Origin of the sequence: Rhodococcus jostii RHA1 (assembly GCF_000014565.1) — a bacterium.
GTDB lineage: Bacteria > Actinomycetota > Actinomycetes > Mycobacteriales > Mycobacteriaceae > Rhodococcus_F > Rhodococcus_F jostii_A.
In genome coordinates, this window is sequence record NC_008268.1 from 1,349,092 (window position 1) to 1,367,663 (window position 18,572).

Annotated in this window: 20 protein-coding genes; 3 read left to right on the top strand and 17 right to left on the bottom strand. The window is 69.0% G+C overall.

What is annotated here, in order from left to right; translation table 11 throughout:
- Window positions 1-3 precede the first annotated feature (3 nt).
- The 5 genes from RHA1_RS06195 to RHA1_RS06215 form a co-directional block, all read right to left on the bottom strand.
- Entirely contained in the window at window positions 4-765 is a 762-nt protein-coding gene (locus RHA1_RS06195; protein ID WP_011594351.1) for an SGNH/GDSL hydrolase family protein, read from the bottom strand.
- A gap of 131 nt (window positions 766-896) precedes the next feature.
- The gene (locus tag RHA1_RS06200; RefSeq protein WP_011594352.1) at window positions 897-1,670 is read right to left on the bottom strand and encodes an aquaporin; all 774 of its coding nucleotides are present in this window, start codon (window positions 1,668-1,670) and stop codon (window positions 897-899) included.
- Window positions 1,671-1,734: 64 nt separating this feature from the next.
- Window positions 1,735-2,565 carry a transglutaminase family protein gene (locus RHA1_RS06205; RefSeq protein WP_011594353.1) on the bottom strand — a complete coding sequence of 277 codons (831 nt, stop codon included), beginning with the start codon at window positions 2,563-2,565 and terminating at the stop codon, window positions 1,735-1,737.
- Between the two features lie 8 nt (window positions 2,566-2,573).
- Complete coding sequence (locus RHA1_RS06210) at window positions 2,574-3,545, bottom strand: alpha-E domain-containing protein (RefSeq protein ID WP_009473987.1); 972 nt, start codon at window positions 3,543-3,545, stop codon at window positions 2,574-2,576.
- Window positions 3,545-5,176 carry a circularly permuted type 2 ATP-grasp protein gene (locus RHA1_RS06215; protein WP_050787252.1) on the bottom strand — a complete coding sequence of 544 codons (1,632 nt, stop codon included), beginning with the start codon at window positions 5,174-5,176 and terminating at the stop codon, window positions 3,545-3,547. Before RHA1_RS06215 ends, RHA1_RS06210 begins: the two co-directional genes overlap by 1 nt.
- 305 nt (window positions 5,177-5,481) lie before the next feature.
- On the opposite strand from RHA1_RS06215, the gene rpsT reads away from it, so the two are divergent.
- Window positions 5,482-5,742: a 30S ribosomal protein S20 gene (rpsT, locus tag RHA1_RS06220; protein ID WP_005248015.1), complete on the top strand. Its 261-nt coding sequence runs from the start codon at window positions 5,482-5,484 to the stop codon at window positions 5,740-5,742.
- 70 nt (window positions 5,743-5,812) lie between these two features.
- Here the strand turns inward: rpsT and holA are convergent, their stop codons facing one another.
- Complete coding sequence (gene holA, locus RHA1_RS44480; RefSeq protein WP_009473990.1) at window positions 5,813-6,790, bottom strand: DNA polymerase III subunit delta; 978 nt, start codon at window positions 6,788-6,790, stop codon at window positions 5,813-5,815.
- 18 nt (window positions 6,791-6,808) lie between these two features.
- On the opposite strand from holA, the gene RHA1_RS44485 reads away from it, so the two are divergent.
- Window positions 6,809-7,663: a hypothetical protein gene (locus RHA1_RS44485; protein ID WP_237726849.1), complete on the top strand. Its 855-nt coding sequence runs from the start codon at window positions 6,809-6,811 to the stop codon at window positions 7,661-7,663.
- Here RHA1_RS44485 and RHA1_RS06230 read toward each other — a convergent pair.
- Window positions 7,656-8,765: a carboxylate-amine ligase gene (locus RHA1_RS06230; RefSeq protein WP_011594356.1), complete on the bottom strand. Its 1,110-nt coding sequence runs from the start codon at window positions 8,763-8,765 to the stop codon at window positions 7,656-7,658. The genes RHA1_RS44485 and RHA1_RS06230 overlap by 8 nt on opposite strands.
- Before the next feature lie 48 nt (window positions 8,766-8,813).
- Window positions 8,814-10,364, bottom strand: a complete 1,551-nt coding sequence (locus tag RHA1_RS06235; RefSeq protein WP_050787463.1) for a carboxylesterase/lipase family protein — start codon at window positions 10,362-10,364, stop codon at window positions 8,814-8,816.
- 133 nt (window positions 10,365-10,497) lie between these two features.
- Here RHA1_RS06235 and RHA1_RS06240 point away from each other — a divergent pair, with 133 nt between their 5' ends.
- Window positions 10,498-11,220 (top strand): GAF and ANTAR domain-containing protein, encoded by a 723-nt coding sequence (locus RHA1_RS06240; RefSeq protein WP_029537206.1) that lies wholly within the window; start codon window positions 10,498-10,500, stop codon window positions 11,218-11,220.
- A gap of 6 nt (window positions 11,221-11,226) precedes the next feature.
- Here the strand turns inward: RHA1_RS06240 and RHA1_RS50370 are convergent, their stop codons facing one another.
- From RHA1_RS50370 to nadD, 9 genes are all read right to left on the bottom strand, one after another.
- On the bottom strand, window positions 11,227-11,397 hold the full coding sequence (locus RHA1_RS50370; protein ID WP_009473997.1) for a hypothetical protein: 171 nt from the start codon (window positions 11,395-11,397) through the stop codon (window positions 11,227-11,229).
- A 195-nt stretch (window positions 11,398-11,592) separates the two neighbouring features.
- A complete protein-coding gene (locus tag RHA1_RS06245; protein ID WP_011594359.1) occupies window positions 11,593-12,558 on the bottom strand; it encodes an LLM class F420-dependent oxidoreductase in 966 nt (321 codons plus the stop codon).
- A gap of 52 nt (window positions 12,559-12,610) precedes the next feature.
- On the bottom strand, window positions 12,611-14,170 hold the full coding sequence (locus RHA1_RS06250; protein WP_011594360.1) for a ComEC/Rec2 family competence protein: 1,560 nt from the start codon (window positions 14,168-14,170) through the stop codon (window positions 12,611-12,613).
- The gene (locus tag RHA1_RS06255; protein ID WP_011594361.1) at window positions 14,170-15,033 is read right to left on the bottom strand and encodes a ComEA family DNA-binding protein; all 864 of its coding nucleotides are present in this window, start codon (window positions 15,031-15,033) and stop codon (window positions 14,170-14,172) included. The genes RHA1_RS06250 and RHA1_RS06255 overlap by 1 nt, the downstream gene beginning before the upstream one ends.
- A gap of 70 nt (window positions 15,034-15,103) precedes the next feature.
- Complete coding sequence (locus tag RHA1_RS06260) at window positions 15,104-15,970, bottom strand: DegV family protein (RefSeq protein WP_011594362.1); 867 nt, start codon at window positions 15,968-15,970, stop codon at window positions 15,104-15,106.
- 4 nt (window positions 15,971-15,974) lie between these two features.
- Window positions 15,975-16,772 (bottom strand): diglucosylglycerate octanoyltransferase, encoded by a 798-nt coding sequence (octT, locus tag RHA1_RS06265; protein WP_009474002.1) that lies wholly within the window; start codon window positions 16,770-16,772, stop codon window positions 15,975-15,977.
- Window positions 16,759-17,418, bottom strand: coding sequence for a histidine phosphatase family protein (locus tag RHA1_RS06270; protein ID WP_011594363.1), 660 nt, complete (start codon window positions 17,416-17,418; stop codon window positions 16,759-16,761). The genes octT and RHA1_RS06270 overlap by 14 nt, the downstream gene beginning before the upstream one ends.
- Window positions 17,415-17,840, bottom strand: coding sequence for a ribosome silencing factor (gene rsfS, locus RHA1_RS06275; protein ID WP_009474004.1), 426 nt, complete (start codon window positions 17,838-17,840; stop codon window positions 17,415-17,417). The genes RHA1_RS06270 and rsfS overlap by 4 nt, the downstream gene beginning before the upstream one ends.
- Window positions 17,841-17,875: 35 nt before the next feature.
- Window positions 17,876-18,526, bottom strand: coding sequence for a nicotinate-nucleotide adenylyltransferase (nadD, locus tag RHA1_RS06280; RefSeq protein ID WP_009474005.1), 651 nt, complete (start codon window positions 18,524-18,526; stop codon window positions 17,876-17,878).
- Between the last annotated feature and the right edge of the window lie 46 nt (window positions 18,527-18,572).

Below are 18,572 nucleotides of genomic sequence, written 5' to 3' on the forward strand. Positions count from 1 at the left end.
CCGTCACCGGCGCAGATCGTCGGCGATCATCTCGGCGATCGCGGTCATCGCGAGCGCGTTGGGATGCGCCGGTTCCGCGGGTGACTGCGGCAGGATGCCCTCGAACCACCGCTGCCCCGCCGGCGCGCAGGCGTCGTGCCCACCGTCCACGGCGGCCTTCGCGATGTCGATGTAGTGCACGCCGTATCTGGCCGCGGCGTCGACGTAGATCTGGTTGAAGCGGGCGAAGTATCGCTCGAGCCAGACCGCGTCCGCGTCGGACACGGGCAGGTTCGGCCAGCAGCCACGCCGTCCGACGGAACCGCCGTGCCCGATCAGATAGACCTCGGCGTTCGGTGCCTTCGCGACAATCGCGGCCACCACGGCGTCGACCTGGGGCGCCATCGTCGCGATCCCCTCGACCGCCAGTCGCTCCGCCCGTGGGTTGTCGCGGCAACCGGCATCCGCGCCGGGAACGACAGCGGCGCAGCGCACCGACACGGGCAGGTGATTGGAACCGCCCCCGCCGATGCTGAGCGTCACGACGTCGGTGTCCGGACGGAGCGCCTCGATCTGCGGCGGAGCGACCCTCGTCCCCACGAACTGCGGGGTGCTGATCACGTGGGCGGGTTTCGCGGCGGAGCAGGTGACGTCGGTGACGGTGGCCGCGCCGATCAGCCGCGCCAGCTTCGCCGGGTAGTTCAGGTCCGGTGATCGCAGGCACAGGTCGCCGTGCTCGGTGAATTCGATGAGCGGCCCGGCCGCCCGGGAGTCGCCGAGGGCCACGTAGGCCGGTCCCGGCCGCGGTGCGTCCTCGGCGGTCGCGGTCGCGGGGACCGCCCCGGTGAGCGCGAGAACGACGCACGCGAGAAGTGCGGCTCGCAGGTCGCGCCGGGCCGGGACGGGTCGGCCGGGCGTCAGCTCTGCAGTCGGTCGTACCGGCCGAACAGCGACCGGTAGACCAGCGCTCCTACCGCGCCGCCGATCAACGGGAACACGATGAACAGCCACACCTGGGCGAGCGCGCCGTTCTGGTAGGGCGCGACGGCGAGGCTGCGGGCGGGGTTGACGGACGTGTTGTCGATCGGGATCGACACGAGGTGGATCACGGCGAGCGTGAAACCGATGGAGACACCGGCGAGGGGGACGTCGGAGATCTGGTCGGTGGAGGCGAGGACCACGAACACGAGCAGCGCGGTGAGCAGGACTTCGACGATCATCGCCGCGCCGATGCCGTAACCGTTCTCGATGACCCCGCCGAGCGGTCCCTTGATGGCGGACGGGCTGTGGGCGCCCCAGCCGTTGGCGCCGAGACCGTCGTCGGCCCGGTTGTACGAGGGCAGGCTCTGCGCGATCGCGTACACCACCACACCGGCGACGAGACCGCCGATGACCTGGGCGACGACGTACAACCCCGCCTTCACGACGGACAACCGGCCGAGAGCGAGGTGTCCGACCGTGACGGCCGGGTTGACGTGGCAGCCCGAGATGGGGCCGATGGCGTAGACGAGGAAGAGGAGCGTCAGTCCGAATGCCAGTGCCACACCGAGGTTCCCGACCTTGGCTCCGGCGAAGACCGCCGTACCCACCGCCGCGAAGACCAGTACGAACGTTCCGACCGCCTCAGCTACGTATTTCTTGAGATCCGAGATCGGTTCGACTTCTACGTATTCCTGTGCGGTTGGAGACATTGAACCCACCTTCGTCGAAATGGATCGTTAGTCCTGCTTTCCACAGATAGATCTGGCTGGCACTTTACGCCAGGCGTGTGATCTCCACGACGACTTCGAGATCTGTCGCGCGGCCCCCGGAGAAGATGCCCTTGAGCGGTGGAACGTCCGCGTAGTCCCGTCCGATACCCACCGACACGTGCTGTTCGTTCACCGCGACGGCGTTGGTGGGGTCGTATCCCCACCACGCACCGGTCCACGCCTCGACCCACGCGTGACTCTCCCCCGCCACCGTGTCGTCCACCGCCGCATCGGGTTTCGGGTGCAGATAGCCGGATACGTAGCGACTCGGAATTCCCATGCTGCGCAGAAGAACCAGCGTCAGGTGCGCGTAGTCCTGGCACACACCCTGCCGTTCGGCCCAGGCGTCGACCGCGGACGTGTGGACGCCCGTCGTGCCCGGAACGTAATCCATCTCCCGATGCACCCAGTCCGCCGCCGCGACAACGGCTTCGTCGGGGGTGCGGCCCTTGCGGAGGTCTCGGGCGATGGTGTCGAGCTTGCGGCTGCGCGGCACGAACGTGGTGTTGCTCAGCTGTTCGTTGAACCGGTCGGTGAGCGGAGGGCTGGCCAGCTCGTCCCAGTCCACCTTCTCCTCCGGCTCCCAGAACGGTTCGGTCTCGACCACGGACAGCCCGGTGACTTCGAGTTCCTTGTGCGGCGCATGGAGATCGAACGCGGTGACGGCGGTGCCCCAATAGTCGGTGTAGCGGTACGACCGCGTCGCCGGCGTCGTCTCCACCCGGTTCAGGATCACCGTCTGCCTGCTGTCACCGCGAGGGGTGAGTCGCGCCTCGTTGTACGAGGACGTGACCGGTGCGTCGTAGGCATACCCCGTGGTGTGCACGACTCTCATACGCCAGCTCACAGTTCTCCCTCCACGACGGCTTCGCCGCCGACGGCCCGTGCATCGGTCCACGCCACCCACGGCGCGGCGTGAAAATACTGCAGCGCGATGGCTTCTCCGAGCTCGCGGCAGGTTTCCTGCAACCCCGCGAGCCGATCCTGGAGATCCTCGAGGAGCACGCCGGGCGGCAGGAATTCGAGTTCGCTGCGGGCCCTGCCGAGGAGGCGCTGCGCCTCGGCTCTCGGCCCGACGCGACTGTCGGGCTGGTGGTCGAGCTCGGCGAGACACAACTCCGCCTGCCGGATGGCGTGGAAGACCGACCGCGGAAACAGCCGGTCCAGCAGGATGAACTCGACCACCCGGTTGGCGTCCAGCGCGCCGCGGTACGTGCGCAGGTAGGTGTCGTGAGCTCCCGCGGAACGCAGCACCGTCACCCACGCCGGCGAAGATGGGCGGTCGCCCGCACGGGACAACAACATCCGCGCGAGCATGTCGACGCGCTCGATCGAGCGGCCGAGCAGCAGGAAGCGGTATCCGTCGTCGCGGCTCATCGTCGAATCGGCCAGACCCGCGAACATCGCCGCACGTTCCTCCACGTACCGGAAGAACTCGTGCGGCCCGAGACGCTTGGACGCCCGTTCCCGTTCGGCGAGGCCGTTGTACGTGGTGTTGAGGCACTCCCACATCTCGCTCGACGTGACCTCCCGGGCGCCCCGGGCGTTCTCGCGGGCGCTGGCGAGCGAGTCGATGATCGAGCCCACCTGGTTGCGGCTGAACGCCACCAGTTCCGTCACCGACCGGACGTCGAGCTGCGTGTCGGGCGCTTCGATGCCGAGCACCCGCAGCAGCAACCGGGACGTGCGGTCGGGGTCCACCGAGGCGTCGTCGAGCAACTGGTGCACGGCGACGTCGAGAATGCGGGCCATGTCGTCTGCCCGCTCGACGTACCGGCCGATCCAGTACAGCGATTCCGCGTTTCTCGCCAGCATCAGCGACCACCTCCCTGGCCCTGTTGTTGCTGCTGCTGCTGTTGTTGCTGCTGTTGTAGTTGAGTCGTGCTGAGTTCGGGCCCCTGCTCGGCCTCGGCGGACTGTGCCGGCTCGGTCACGAGCTCCTCACCGGCGAGTTCCCGCTCCTCGTCGGAGCTCCGGCTCGCGAGCACCCACGTGTCCTTGCTGCCGCCGCCCTGGCTGGAGTTCACGACGAGGGACCCCTCGGGCAGGGCCACCCGGGTGAGCCCGCCCGGCAGCACCCACACGTCGTCACCGTCGTTGACCGCGAAGGGCCGCAGATCGACGTGCCGGGGCACCAGTTCGTCCCCGACCTTGGTTGGCACCGTGGACAGCTGGACGACGGGCTGCGCGATCCACCCGCGCGGGTCGGCCTTGATCTTCCGGGCAATCGTGTTCAGTTCCTTGGGTGACGCGTCGGGTCCGAAGACGATGCCGTAACCGCCGGACCCCTCCACCGGTTTGATCACCAGTTCGTCGACTCGGTCCAGGACCTCCTCGCACTCCTCGTCGAGCCAGCACCGGAACGTGTCGACGTTCGCGAGCAACGGCTTCTCGCCGAGGTAGTAGTCGATGATCTGCGGGACGTACGTGTAGACGAGTTTGTCGTCGCCGACCCCGTTCCCGACGGCACTCGAGATGACGACGTTGCCCGCCCGGGCCGCGTTCAGGACGCCGGCCACCCCGAGCACGGAGTCCGGCCGGAAGTGCATGGGGTCGAGGTAGTCGTCGTCGATACGGCGGTAGATGACGTCGACCTGGCGTTCGCCCTCGGTCGTGCGCATGTAGACCATGTTGTCGCGGCAGAACAGGTCGCGGCCCTCGACCAGTTCGACACCCATCTGGCGCGCGAGCAGCGAATGCTCGAAGTACGCCGAGTTCGCGACACCGGGTGTCAGCACCACGACGGTCGGGTCGGCCTCGTTGAGGGCGGCGGATGCGCGCAGCGCCCGCAGGAGATGGGAGGCGTAGTCGCCCACGGACCGCACGCGGTGCGACATGAACAGGTCGGGGAACACCCGCGCCATCGTGCGGCGGTTCTCCATGACGTAGGACACCCCCGACGGCGAACGCAGGTTGTCCTCGAGTACGCGGAACACCCCGTTCTCGTCGCGGACGAGGTCGATGCCGGCGACGTGGATCCGCACCCCGTTCGGCGGGACGATCCCCGACGCCTCCCGGTGGAAGTGCTCGCACGAGGTGACCAACCGCTTCGGCAGCACGTGGTCACGCAGGATGCGCTGCTCCCCGTACACGTCGTCGAGGAACATCTCGAGCGCCTGCACGCGCTGCTTGATGCCCTTCTCGAGACGCGTCCACTCGGCAGCCGCGATCACCCGGGGGACCAGATCGAGCGGGAAGGGCCGCTCCTGACCGGACAGCGAGAACGTCACGCCCTGGTCGATGAACGCCCTGCCCAGAGCGTCGGATCGGGCGGCGAGGTCGGCTCGGTCCGCGGGCTCGAGCGCCTTGAAGACGCCTTTGTACGGCGGGCGGACGGTGCCGTCGCGGTCGAACATCTCGTCGAACGCCAGCCCGTAACGCCCGACGTCGGTGTACCCGTCGAACACGTGGGCGGGTTCCGCGGGCTTGCGCGGCCGGGCGGTCACCCGCGTCCGCGGCTGGGTTCCCGATGCCTTCGCACCCGCCTGCGTGCTTCCCCCCGATTTCCGGACGGGGGCTTTCGAGATTGCCGACGATTTCGTTACTGTTGACGACTTCGATGCTGGGGGCGTCATCCCAGACATGCTGCTACATGTACACCCGTTCAGCAGCACAGCCGCAGGATTTCCCGGCGCGTCCGGCGCCGGTTTGAGATCGGACACCGATCACTGGTAATCTCGCCTGTCGGTGCATATGTGTGCGCCCAGAGCTTTCTCGACCGTAACCAGCTTAAGACGACAGGATTTTACGCGTGGCCAACATCAAGTCCCAGGTGAAGCGGATCCGTACCAACGAGGCGGCCCGACTCCGTAACCAGTCGGTGAAGTCCTCGCTGCGCACGGCGATCCGCTCGTTCCGCGAGGCTGCGGCGGCCGGTGACAAGGACAAGGCCAACGAGCTCCTCGTCGCCACCAGCCGCAAGCTCGACAAGGCAGCCAGCAAGGGCGTCATTCACGCCAACCAGGCTGCAAACAAGAAGTCTGCTCTCGCGCAGGCCATCAACAAGATCTGACGGTTCTTCCGTCGTAGGCTCTCCAACAGCCGCTCGATCCTCGGATCGAGCGGCTGTTGTCGTGTCTCCGTCAGACCTGGCGTAGCCGGGAGACGCGTCCGACGGCACTCTCGACGGCGTAGTCCGCGTCGGCCGCCGCACCCTTGACGTCGGCGTTCAGGGACGCCACGATGCGCAGCGCCTCCCCCACCGATGTGGGTGTCCATCCCTTCGCGAGGGCTTGCGCCTTCTTGATCTTCCAGGGTGGCATGCCGAGTTCCGACGCCATCCGGAACGGGTCTCCCCGTCCCGCCGGGGCCACCCGGGCGATCGAGTGCACCGCATCGGCCAGCGCGTCGGCCAGCAGCACGTGGGGTACGCCCCGCAGCATCGCCCAGCGCAGCGCCTCGATCGCGCCCGCGGTGTCGCCGGCGACGGCCTTGTCCGCGACGTCGAAACCACTGACCTCGGCCTTGCCCGAGTAGTACCGCTGAACGGCGGCGACATCGATTTTTCCGCCGGTGTCTGCGGTGAGCTGCGAGCACGCAGCGGCCAGTTCGCGCAGATTCGAACCGACCCCCTCGAACACGCTCTGCACCACTTCCGGCGACACCCGGACCCCGAGGGTGCGGAACTCGCCGCGGATGAACCCGATGAGGTCGCCGGACTTCAGTTTGGCGCACGGGTGCACCACGGCTCCGAGTTTCTCCAGCGCCCCGGTCATCGCTTTCGCACGTCCGCCGCCCGAGTGCAGGACGACGAGGACGACACCCGGAGGCGGGTCGCCGGCTGCGTCCAGGATCAGTGCCACGGCGTCCTTGCCTGCCTCGGCCGCGGCCTCGAGCACCACCACGCGGTCTTCGGCGAACAGGGAGGGGCTGAGCAGTTCGGCGAGTTCGGCCGCCCCCGCATCGCCCGCCCTCAACCGGTTGACGGGAAGATCCGCGCCCGCGGCCACATCCGCGTTCGCGCGGACGTGGCTGATGACCTGCGCCACCGCACGTTCGACGAGGAACTCCTCGTCACCGAGGACGAGATGGAGCTGTTCGAGCTGAGTTGGAGTGCTCACGCGAAGATCGTGCCACGTGTGGCGGACACGGTCGCCGACACCCCGGAACCGGGACCGAGCAGGCCGAACCGGGCGATCGCCACGCAGCGGTCGCGTCGGCGGTGGACACTCGATCATATGACCGCGGAAACCGAGGTGGACGGCGTCACCCGCGAGGACTACGCGCACATGATCGACCTCGACGACGATCGCACGGCAGGGCAACGGTACGAGCTGAGTTTCCGGTACACCTGCCGCGACGGGCTGATCCCCCGATGGTCGGTGCAACTGGTCGCCCGCTGTTCGGCCTCCGGACATGCCGAGACGCTGTTCGCGGGTGGTCGATCCGTCCTCGAACCCGCAGCGCCCTCGCGCGGCGACGTCGCGCCGGCCGGGTCCGACGACGACTTCGACACAGCGTGCGACTTCTACGAACAGCGGTGGCGGGCCCTGCTCGACCCGGCGGGCGGCAGCCCGCGAGGTGACACCGAGCAGCGTCACCTGTCCGACGCGCTCACCCTGTACGGGCATACGTGGCGCAGCGGGGCGGGCCGTGCGATCGCCGACCGGCTCGCATCGTTCGCGAATGTCACCGTGCTCGCCCTGGGCACCGACCCCGCGTTCCACGTCATGCGCCGTACCGCCGCCCATTACCCCGACCCGGTCGTCCTCGCCGTCTACCAGCCCGCCGGGCAGCGCATCGACCTCAGCCTCGTCGACACCCCGACGGTGGAGGCGTTGATCGACGACCCCGGCCCTCTGCGCACCGGACCGGACACCAGCGCAGGCGCCCTGCTCACGGGTGTCGGATCCGCCGGCCTGCTGCATCCCGGCTACATCGGCTCCACCACCGCCGGCGTCACCGATTTGACTCCGCCACCCCCGGTCAGCTGACCACTTCGCGCGTCAGGAGGTCGACCACCGCCGCCAGCGTGCCCACCCGCGTGAACTCGGCCCGTTGCCGCTCGGCGCCCGTTCCCTCGCGCAACACGGTGTCGAGCCCCGACTCGAGGAACGCCCGATCACTCGGGCCGAGCCCCGGGGCCACGCAGTCGTTCAGCAGCTCCAGTTGCCGGCGGATCGGCAGGACCCGATCCGCGGCCGGGCTCGTGCATTCCCCGTCGAGTCCGTCACGGGCCGCGCGCCACAACTGCGCCCGCAGCAGCTCCGCGCGCAGCCACGGCACGGTGAGGCCGTCGTCCAGCGATTGGAGCGCCCACCCGACGAGACCCTTCACGACCACCGCGTAGAGTGCCGCGTGCGCCGCGGTCATGGCGACGTCCGCGATCCGGACCTCGATGGTCGGCTGCTTGTCGGCGAGCCGGACGTGCCAGTAGATCATTCCCCGGTCCATGGCGGCACCGGTTCCGATCATCGCGCCGACCGTCGCCTCGTACTCGTCCGCGGAGTCGAAGTGCGGCGGCGGTCCCGCCGACGGCCACCGCGACCACATGATGTGCCGCCAACTGTGATAGGCCGTGTCGTGCCCACTGTGGAACGGCGAGTTCGCGGCGAGCGCGAGGAGTACGGGTAGCCAACTGCGAACCAGGTTGCTCACCCGCACACCGACGTCGCGGCTCGGGATCCCCACGTGCACGTGACAACCGCACGTGGTCACCGTGTCCACGATCGACCCGAAGTGGCGGGCCATCTCCTCGTACCGCGGGCTCGGGGTGATCGCCGGGGGCAATCCCTCGACGACCAGGGACGTCCCGCTGGGCAGCAGCAGCAGATCGCGGCCCGCGGCGGCCTTCGCCAGCCGGCGTCGTAGGCTGCGCAGCTCCTCGTGCAGTTCCTCCCCGGTGTGGCACACGCCCGTCGCCGTCTCGATCTGACATCGGGCGAGTTCACGCTGAAGCCCGTGAATGTCGTGGCCGGCCTCCGTGACCACGTCGGGTCCCGCGGCGGAGAGGTGACCGGACTCGTCGACGAGGAAGAACTCCTCTTCCACCCCCACACTGAGGTCGCGACCCGATTCCGTTGCTGCAGGGCTCATTCAGGAGGTATCCCCCGTTCCGCGGATACCAAACCGGGGCACCGCCGCTCAGGTGAACCCGATGACTTCCTCACCCCACGCCCGGCGGAGCTCCCGATCCGGATCGGCGACGACCGCGTCGGACTTGCCGATCAGCAGGGTCGTGCGATCCGCCTCGTCGTACCGCGGCCAGCCGACCTCGGCTCCCGTTCCGTCCGGGGTGCCGTCGGTGGCAAACGACAGCCACCGTCGCTGGATCCGCTCCGACACGTGCCCGGCGGTTCGGTGCCCGCCGAGCTTGAATGTGGGGTCGTGCGGGACGACGCCGAAGTTCCCGAAGACGTACGGCACCTCGGTGCCGTGGGTGGCGCCGATCCGCGCGGCGCGCAGGAACGGTGTCGCGTAGTCGAAGCGGTACAGCCAGGTCGGGGCGACGCGGCTGTGCGCCTCCGCGATCCACAGCGTCGGCATCCGGAACGCGGCGTCCCGCGAGATCTCCATGGCCGAGCTTTTCTTCGGGTAGTCGGGATACGCGGCCGCCACCTCCTGTTCCTCGTCCGCCGGGAGGTCGGGATGGTCGGCGGCGATCGCCACGAACATCTGATGCACGGCGTCCGGGGTGATCGGCATCAGGGGCGACTTCATGAGCCGGAACATCGACGCCTCGTCCTTGTTCGTCCCGATCAGCAGCGGGATTCGGTGTGCGAGGCCCTTGCGGAATGCCGCCACGGGGTAGTGCGGGACCACGTCGCCGTCGACGGTCGGGGCCACCGCCAGGGTGCCGGGGACCCGCGCGGGCACCTGCTGGACGAGTTCGATGCAGGCCTTCGTCAGCACGTCGACGGGCAGGTCGCGGAGACGGCCCGCGTCGGCGGGCGCGATGTCGAGCAGCTCGAGGAACGACTCGGCGATGCTCGCGGCGCGGTCACTGCCGTACACGGACGTCGCGGGGGAACTCTCGGCGATCGCGCGATGGAACAGTCCCTCCGCAGGCGGGGACGTCATCAGCGTGGTGACCGCGCCGCCACCGGCGGATTCCCCGAACAGGGTCACGTCGCCCGGGTCGCCGCCGAATGCCGCGATGTTGTCACGAACCCAGGTCAGTGCTGCGATCTGATCGCGCAGGCCCAGGTTCGTGTCGAACGGATGCTCCCCGGTCGAGAACGAGGAGAAGTCGAGGAAGCCCAGCGCACCGAGCCGGTAGTTGAACGTGACCACCACGACGTCGCCGCGTTCGACCAGACGGGTCGGATCGAACATGCGTTGTCCGGACGAACCGAGGTAATACGCCCCGCCGTGGATCCACACCATCACCGGCCGCGGTCGCTCGGTGTCCGTCGCGGGGGCGGAGACGTTCACGGTGAGGCAGTCCTCGTCGATGGTCAGACCGGGATCGATGGGCAGCGGGCCGTGCTCGTTCTGCGGCGCGATCGGACCGAACCGGGAGCAGTCGCGCACGCCGGTGAACGGTTCGGGCGCGCGCGGGGCGCGGAGCCGCCACTCGCCGACCGGCGGCGCGGCGTAGGGAATGCCTTTCCATGACCGAACGCCGTCGAGGCGGACGCCCCGCAGCGTTCCCTGGCCGATGGTCACATGTGGGTCCTCGGTGCGCGAAACCATGACGTCATCTTCGCCCGGCACGACTGCCGCCGGAGTCCGATCGGGAATTCCTCCGGCCCGGACCTGCGGCGACCGCCCTCTCTGGCAGACTGAATCGGTGAACCGGGCACATGCCCGCACGCTGGAGGAACCGATGCGAGACACAGTGCCCGAGACGACGCAGGCTGTCGGCCGGTCGGCCGCGACGTTCGCGACCCTCGCCGATCTTCTCTACGCAGGCCAGGATTTCGGGCACGTCCACCAAGCCATCTGCGACGCCGCACCGCTACTCGTCGAGGGTTGTGACCACGCGAGCCTGATGCTCCGGGAGGGATCCCGCTATGTGACGGCCGCGGCGAGCGACGACGTGGCCTTCCGTGTCGACGAGTTCGAGCGCATCGAGAACGAGGGACCGTGCGTCGATGCCATCGTCAGTGACACCCCCCAGTTCGAGACGGACCTCGCCACCTCGTCGCAGTGGCCGCGGCTATCGGCGCGGGTGCTGGCCCGCACACCGGTGCGCGGTGCCGCCGGATTCCGGCTCGTCATCCTCGGGCGCAAGGTCGGCGCCCTCAATCTGTTCTCCGACACGGCGGGAGCGCTGAACACCACGTCCGTCGATCAGGGCATCATGCTCGCATCGTTCGCGGCGGTGGCGCTGGCGGCCGTCCACGAGCACGCCGAGGCCGAGACACTGCGGGCAGGCCTGGCCAGCAATCGTGAAATCGGGAAGGCGGTGGGACTGCTGATGGCGTTCCACAACATTCCCGAGACTCAGGCGTTGGACATTCTCCGCACCACCTCGCAGGACATGAATCTCAAACTGGCGACGGTGGCGCAGGAAATCGTCGCTCACCATCACCGGAAGGTGACCTGACCGCCGTCAGTCCGCCTCCGGTGCATCGGGGTTACCCGCAATGCCGAGCATGGACAGGAGCATGCGGCAGTCTTCGGCGTCGAGCGACTGGGCAGCAACGACCCGCTGCGCTCGCCACACCTGCCCGGCGTCGAGCTCGTCGTCCACATCGAGATCTGTCTGCTCCGATTCCGACATTCGCCCTCCAATGCGGGTGCGTTCCAAGACCGTTCACCTCAGGCATCTGCCACCGGATGGTAGTCGGTGTTTCGGTGTCGCATACGCACATCGGGAATCGAAGTCGAAACGATACTGAACCCGTTCCGCCCCGGTCGCGCCGAGCGTGCTGAGCGGCGCACTCCGGAGACGAAAGTTACAGCGGCACAGCCGATGTCAAGAAGCCCTCAGCGCCCGCAACGGCTCACTCAACTCGTTAGCGAAGAACTCGAAGAAGCCGTCGACGTCCGGCCCCGCGTTGATCAGCGCCAGATGATCGAATCGGGCATCGACGAAAGTGCCCGCCACCTCGAGGTGCCGCCGGACATCCGGCCCGCAGGCCATGGCGTCGCGGACGTCCTCGGTACGGATCGACGACGCGGCTGCCTCGAAGTTGATCGGATTGGGCAGTTCCGCTTGAACCTTCCATCCGGTCAAGCCGAACCGGAACAACCGGTGTGCCGACTCGACCGCGGATTCCTCGCCACGAGCCCACGCGAGGGGCACCTCCCCGTATCTGGGCCCCGACCCACCGGCCCCGGCATAGGCCTTCACCAGGTCCGGATCCGCTTCGGTGGCGAACAGTCCGTCGCCGAGTTCCGCCGCGATCCCGACGGCCTCCGTGCCGCCCGCCGCGACGGCGATCGTGGGCGGCACCTCGGGGAGATCGAAGACGCGGGCGTCGTCGAGGGTGAGGTGTTTGCCCTCGTACGAGTGGTAACCGCCCGACCACAGCAGGCGGATGATGTCGATCGCCTCACGGAGCATCTGGTGCCGGATGGTCACCGACGGCCAACCGCCACCGACGACATGTTCGTTCAGCCGTTCCCCCGAACCGAGTCCCAGGGTGAACCGGCCCTCGCTGAGGACGGCGGTCGTGGCCGCGGCCTGCGCGATGATCGCGGGGTGATATCGGACGAACGGGCAGGTGACGCCGGTCGCCAGACCGATCCGGTCGGTCCGTGCCGCCGCGGCCGCCAGCATCGACCACACGAATCCCGAATGACCGTGGCTGTAGAGCCAGGGGTGATAGTGATCGCTCACCTCGACGAAGTCGAAGCCGGCCCGTTCGGCCTCCACCGCCTGCCGCACGATCTCCCGCGGATCGAACGTCTCGGCCATCAGCTTGAACCCCACCTGCATGTCGTCGTCCCTTTCCTCGAGTTCCGCGAAGGTTTCCCAGATTCGGGGGCGCTCACACAAGGCGACCCAGCGACGACGGCCAGACCGGCGCCCACAGCACCAGCACACCGATCGCGATTCCCGCCAGCACCAGCCGGGGTCCGCGTCTGCGCAGCGCCACGCCGAGCGCCGCGACGGCACCGATCACGATCGCCGCACCTGCGGGCCCGGAGGGCACCGGAATCGAGGCTCCGGGAATCCGCGCTCCCCGCTCTGCGACGGTGACGAGCCACCACAGCGGCCACTGGGTCACGCGCACCACCACTTCCGCGACGGGAAGGCTGACCCCCGCGATCAGCGCGGTGATCGCTCCGGCCACGGTGATCACACCGACCACGGGGGCGACCAGGATGTTCGCGCAGACGGACACCAGGCTCACCGTCCCGGCCATCGCGGCCACGATCGGAGCGGTGACGGCGAAGGCGGCGACGGACACCGCCACCGTCTCGGCCACCGCCCGCGGCCAGCCGCGGCCCACCAGCACGTCGACCCAGACCGGCGCGATCACGATCAATCCTGCGGTGGCGGTCGCCGAGAGAACGAAGCCGAAGTCCACCGCCAACTCCGGAGACCACGCCAGCAAGGCGATGACCCCGGCCGCGAGCGCGGGCATCGCCTGTTTCCGTCGTCCGGTCACGAGCGCCAGCAGAGCGATCGAGCCCATCGCCGCGGCGCGCAGCACGCTCGGTGACGGTCGCGCGATCACCACGAACGCGATCAGAGCCGCGGCGGCCAGCGCCGCACCCGCGCGGGGACCGAGCCCCACCCCTCGGACCAGGAGCAGCACCGCTCCCAGCAGAATGCTCACGTTCGCCCCGGACACCGCCGTGAGATGCGTCAGTCCGGTCGCGGTGAAGTCGTCCTTCACCTCCCGGGGCAGCGCCGAGGTGTCGCCGACCACCAGCCCCGGCAGCAGTCCTGCCTCGTCGGCAGGCAGGACGGCGGCGGCAGCGGCGAACCGCGCACGCAGGGCGCCGGCCCACCGCTGATGCGGGGGCGCGGGACCGACGTCTGCGGGCGGTCCGGACACCCGGACCGTGGCCAGGCTCAGGTCCCGGTGCCGCGGAGGGCTCGCCTGCCCGCGCAGGACCACGTCCTGGCCCGGCAGCAGTCCGAGCCAGCCTTCCGCCGGGGCGAGGACGACCACCGCACCGCCCGAGTGGATCGTCTCGGTGGCCCGGCGGATCTCGGCGACGTTCGCGTTCACGAGGACGTGTCGTCCGAAGCCGGCGATCTCCCGGGGATCGTCGACGAGGGTGACGACGAGCGTCACCCACGTCTCGTTCCGGGCGAGTTCGGTCATCGGGTGCCGCTCCACGGCCTGAACCCGCCAGGCCACCCCGGCAGCGCAGCATGCGCCGAACAGCAGGACCGCCAACGTCGCGGCCGTCCACCGGCCCGGTCCCCGCAGGAGGGATCCCGCGGCGAGGAAAATCGCCGCTCCCGACAGGGTCGCCACGAGGACCAACGCCGCCCGGGAGCCTCCGAGGATACCGATCAGCGTTGCCGCCCAGCACATCCCGGCGAACGGAAGTAGCCGCAGGTCGAGGAGACGTGGTTCGTCGCCGAGCATCACAGGGTGACCTGGCCGCGCAGTTTCTCCAGCCGCACCGGCCCTATCCCGTCCACCTCCCCCAGTTGCGAGATGTCGGTGAAGGTGCCGTTGGTCGTGCGCCACGCGACGATCGCCGCCGCCGTGACGGGCCCGACACCGGGAAGTGCGTCGAGTTCCGTCTCGGTCGCCGTGTTGAGGTTCACGAGCCCTCCGCCCGTGACGGCCGCTGCGCCTGCGGTCCCCGGCGATGCCGCGGAGGCGCCGCCCACCGCACTCGGTGGCGCCTGGGTGGTCGCGGCTCCCACGAGCACCTGGTCGCCGTCCGAAAGTCGTTGAGCCAGATTCAATCCGAGAGTGTCACCGCCGTCGCGCACTCCCCCGGCAGCAGCCAGGGCGTCCGCGACCCGGGAGCCCGGCGGTAGCCGGACGAGACCGGTCGACGCCACCAGTCCCACGACGCTGACGACGATCTCCTCCGCCGGGGCGGGCGCCGCCGCCGCCGCGGCGGGAGCAGTCGTCACCGGTGCCGGAGTCAGGGAATGCACTCCGGCGGCGGGTAACGACGGAACGGCCTGTGTCTCCGGCCGATCGCTGCGCACTCCCAGCACAGTGGCCGTGGCGACGACGATTCCCACCACGATGAGCACCAGCGCCCCGGAACGCCCGGGATCGAATCGTGCGTCCCGCCATCGGTCCGGCAACGAGAATCCACCCCGGCGGCGTTCGGCGGACCACGTCGTGTCGCCGTCGAGGACGGTCCCGACCGGCTCGGCCAGCCACTCCGGCTCCGACGGTGTGTCGGGCGGCGCCGCATCGCGTTCCCCCGACGTCAGGAACGCGAGCCGCGTCCGGCCCCTCGAACGTTCTTCCCTGATGCCCATGGACGCGACGGTAGAGTGCGCCGCCCACGGAATCGCCGCGACGACCAGGCTTTTCGCATCGGCCTGTGGATCAGCGCGACGTTGTGGATGAATCGCGGTCTTCGTGGTGCAGTGTGGGTTCCGGGCACAGCACGATGCCGATGGCGCCCACCCCGACGTGGGCACCGATCACCGAGCTGAAATCGGTGACGACGAGATCACTGACCTGCGGAATCCGGTCCTTCAGGTGCTGTGCCACCGCCTCGGCGCGCTGCCGGGCGTGCATGTGATGCACAGCGACGGCCGTCCTGTCCAGACCTGCCAGCTCCACCGCGGCGTCGACCATCCTGGCCATCGCCTTGGTCGAGGTGCGCGTCTTCTCCTTCAGAACCAGCCGGCCGTCCACGAGATGCAGCACCGGTTTCATCGCCAGTGCGGTGCCGAGCAGCGCGGCGGCGGTGCCGATGCGGCCTCCGCGACGCAACTGATCGAGCCTGTCCACCACGATCAGGCAACGCCCACGGCTCGCGACGTCGACCGCCCGCCGGTACGCGGTCTCGAGATCCGCACCGTCTTTCGCGGCCCGCGCGGCCTCGAGGACCGGATAACCCAATCCCATTCCGGCGGACTGGGAGTCGACGATCCGCACCCGGCCGTCGAATTCCTGCGCCGCCTGACGGCCCGCCTCCCACGTGCCGGACAGCTGGCGGGAGATGTGCACCGCGAGAACGCCTGCACCCTCGCTGAGGTCCAACGCCGTCGCATACGCCTCGGACAGCTCGCTCGGCGACGCGCCCGACGTGGTGACACCGGCAAGGTCCTCGGGGAGCTGGTCGATTCCCTCCCGGAAATCCTGGCCGCCGCTGAGGACATGGAGCGGGACCACGTGGATCCCGTACTGCTCGACGAGTTCGGGCAGGATCGAGGCCGAAGAATCGGTGACGACGACGACGGGCATCGGACTACTCGGCTCCGCTCGACACCGGGTCGGCCGGAACCGCACCCTCGGCGGAGTCCGGAACGACTCCCGCCGCGCGGAGCGCGGTGAGCATCGCCGCGGCCACCTCGGTGTGCCCGTCCCAGCCCCAGTGGATGCCGTCCGGATTACCCTGATCGCTGAAGACGTTGGCGCGCACCGCCTCCGCGAGGTCGACGAGGGGTACGTTCTTCTCCTCCGACCACGCGGTGATGGCGGCAACGGCGCCGGGGCGACCCGCATGCACCTTGCCGTAGGCCTCGCTGCGATGAACGGACGGCAGGGTCCCGATGACGGGCAACTCGGGACGCATGTACTCGAGCGCCGCCCGGGAGCTCTCCAGATATTCGACACTCAGCCGCGGGGGCAACGCCACCGGCCACCCCAGCGGGGACAGCCTGGGCTGAAGCCACTGGTAGCCGGTCCGCACGACGCGGCGCAGCGCGGGTGGGCGGACGTAACGCAATTGTTCCCGCAGCGCCGTCGGGAGCGGGGACGGAAGGGAGTCCATGCCGCCGACCGCGAACACGACGGCACCGGCGCGGGGAACCGCCGACCACACGCGGGGGTCCTGGGTCAGCGCCCACCACACGTCGCGGCTGGTCCAGCCGATCCGCGCCACCAACTCGACATCCCAACCGAGTTGACGTGCAACGATATTGGGCCAGATGTCGGGGTGGTCGGACGGGAGACCGCCCTTGGGTCCGTAGTACGACAGCGAATCGGCGAGCACGAGCAGGACGGGGCGTTCCCCGCGTCCGGCACCCGCGTCAGAGGACGTCACTGGCCACACTCGCAGAAGCGTTCCACACGTCGAGGCGCCAGTTGAGCGAATCGGGGTTTCCGTACGCACTCAGCTGCACCCAGCTGGTGTTCCCCAGCCCGCCCAGCACCGGCCAGCGGTCGACGGGCAGATCCAGCAGTGCGGCAGTCAGCGCGGCGATCAAACCGCCGTGCGCGACCAGGACCACCGGCTTCTCCGCCCAGTCCTCGTGCTTCTCCACGAGTTCGGCGACCACCGGCTTGCTGCGGCGTGCGACGTCGATGCGACTCTCCCCGCCGGGCGGTGCCCACGTCGCGTCGCCGCGCCACGTGGCGCGGGCGCCGGGTGCGCGCGCGTCGACGTCGAGGTGCGTGAGCCCCTGCCAGTCACCGAGATGCGTCTCGCGGAGGCGCTCGTCGATCTGCACCGGCAGACCGGCATTGTCACCGACCTCGACCGCGGTGTCGTAGGCCCGCCGCAGATCGGACGACACGATGGAGATCGGTCTGCGACCGACGAGTGCGCTGGCTGCGGCGCGGGCCTGCGACCGACCCAGCTCCGACAGTTCGGTGTCGAGCTGTCCCTGCATGCGGTTGTCGGCGTTGTACTCGGTCTGCCCGTGGCGGAGCAGGATCAGACGTCGCGGGGCACGGGGGGCATCCGTCACAGCTCGGACTCCTCCGCCTGGGCGGCGGTGCCCGCACCGTTCGCGTCGGCCGGGCCGCGCTGCCCGAGACCCTCGACGGGCACGGTCGGGCAGTCCTTCCACAGCCGGTCGAGTGCGTAGAAGTTGCGCTCCTCGTTGTGCTGGACGTGGATCACGACGTCGACGAAATCGAGCAGTGCCCAACGGCCTTCGCGGGTGCCCTCGCGCCGCACCGGCTTGTGACCTGCGTCACGCAGCCGATCCTCGATGTTCTCGACGATCGCGTTGACCTGTCGCTCGTTGGGGGCGGAGGCGATGACGAAGCAGTCGGTGATGACCAGCTGCTCGGAAACATCGAGCACCACCACATCGGAGGCCAGCTTCTCGTCGGCAGCCACTGCCGCGATGCGTGCCATCTCGATGGCTTCGGTCGTTGCGCTCACGCGATGTTCTCCCAGTTCGGTTCGAAAAGTGCTGACTAACTTCTGGTCTTGTCCGGGGCCGGTTCGGACATCGTCGTCGCGCCGTCGAGACGCTCGGAGTCCGGTGGCCTGTACAGGTTCCGTTTGGAGATGTACTGGACCACACCGTCCGGCACGAGGTACCACACAGGACGGTCTCGACTGGCCCGCCGCCGACATTCCGTCGAGGAGATCGCCAGAGCCGGAATCTCGATCAGCGTGACCGCGTCCTCCGGCAATGCGTCCAGGTGACCGGCCAGATGTTCGGTGTTGAGATCGAATCCCGGGCGCGACACCCCGACGAACTTCGCCAGCGAGAACAGTTCCTCCCAGTCCTGCCAGGACAGGATACTCGCCAGGGCGTCCGCACCGGTAATGAAGTACAGCTCGGCGTCCGGGTGGTAGCTGCGCAGATCACGCAGAGTGTCGACGGTGTAGGTGACCTTCTCCCGGTCGACGTCCACCCGGCTGACGGAGAAACGCGGGTTCGACGCGGTGGCGATGACCGTCATCAGGTACCGGTCCTCGGCGGGGCTGACGCCCTTGCCCTGCTTCTGCCACGGCCGGCCGGTGGGCACGAAGACGACCTCGTCGAGGCTGAATCGATCCGCCACCTCGCTGGCCGCCACGAGGTGACCGTGATGAATGGGGTCGAAGGTGCCGCCCATGACTCCCAGGCGGCGCCGACGCGCGCCCGCTGCTCCCTGTTCCACG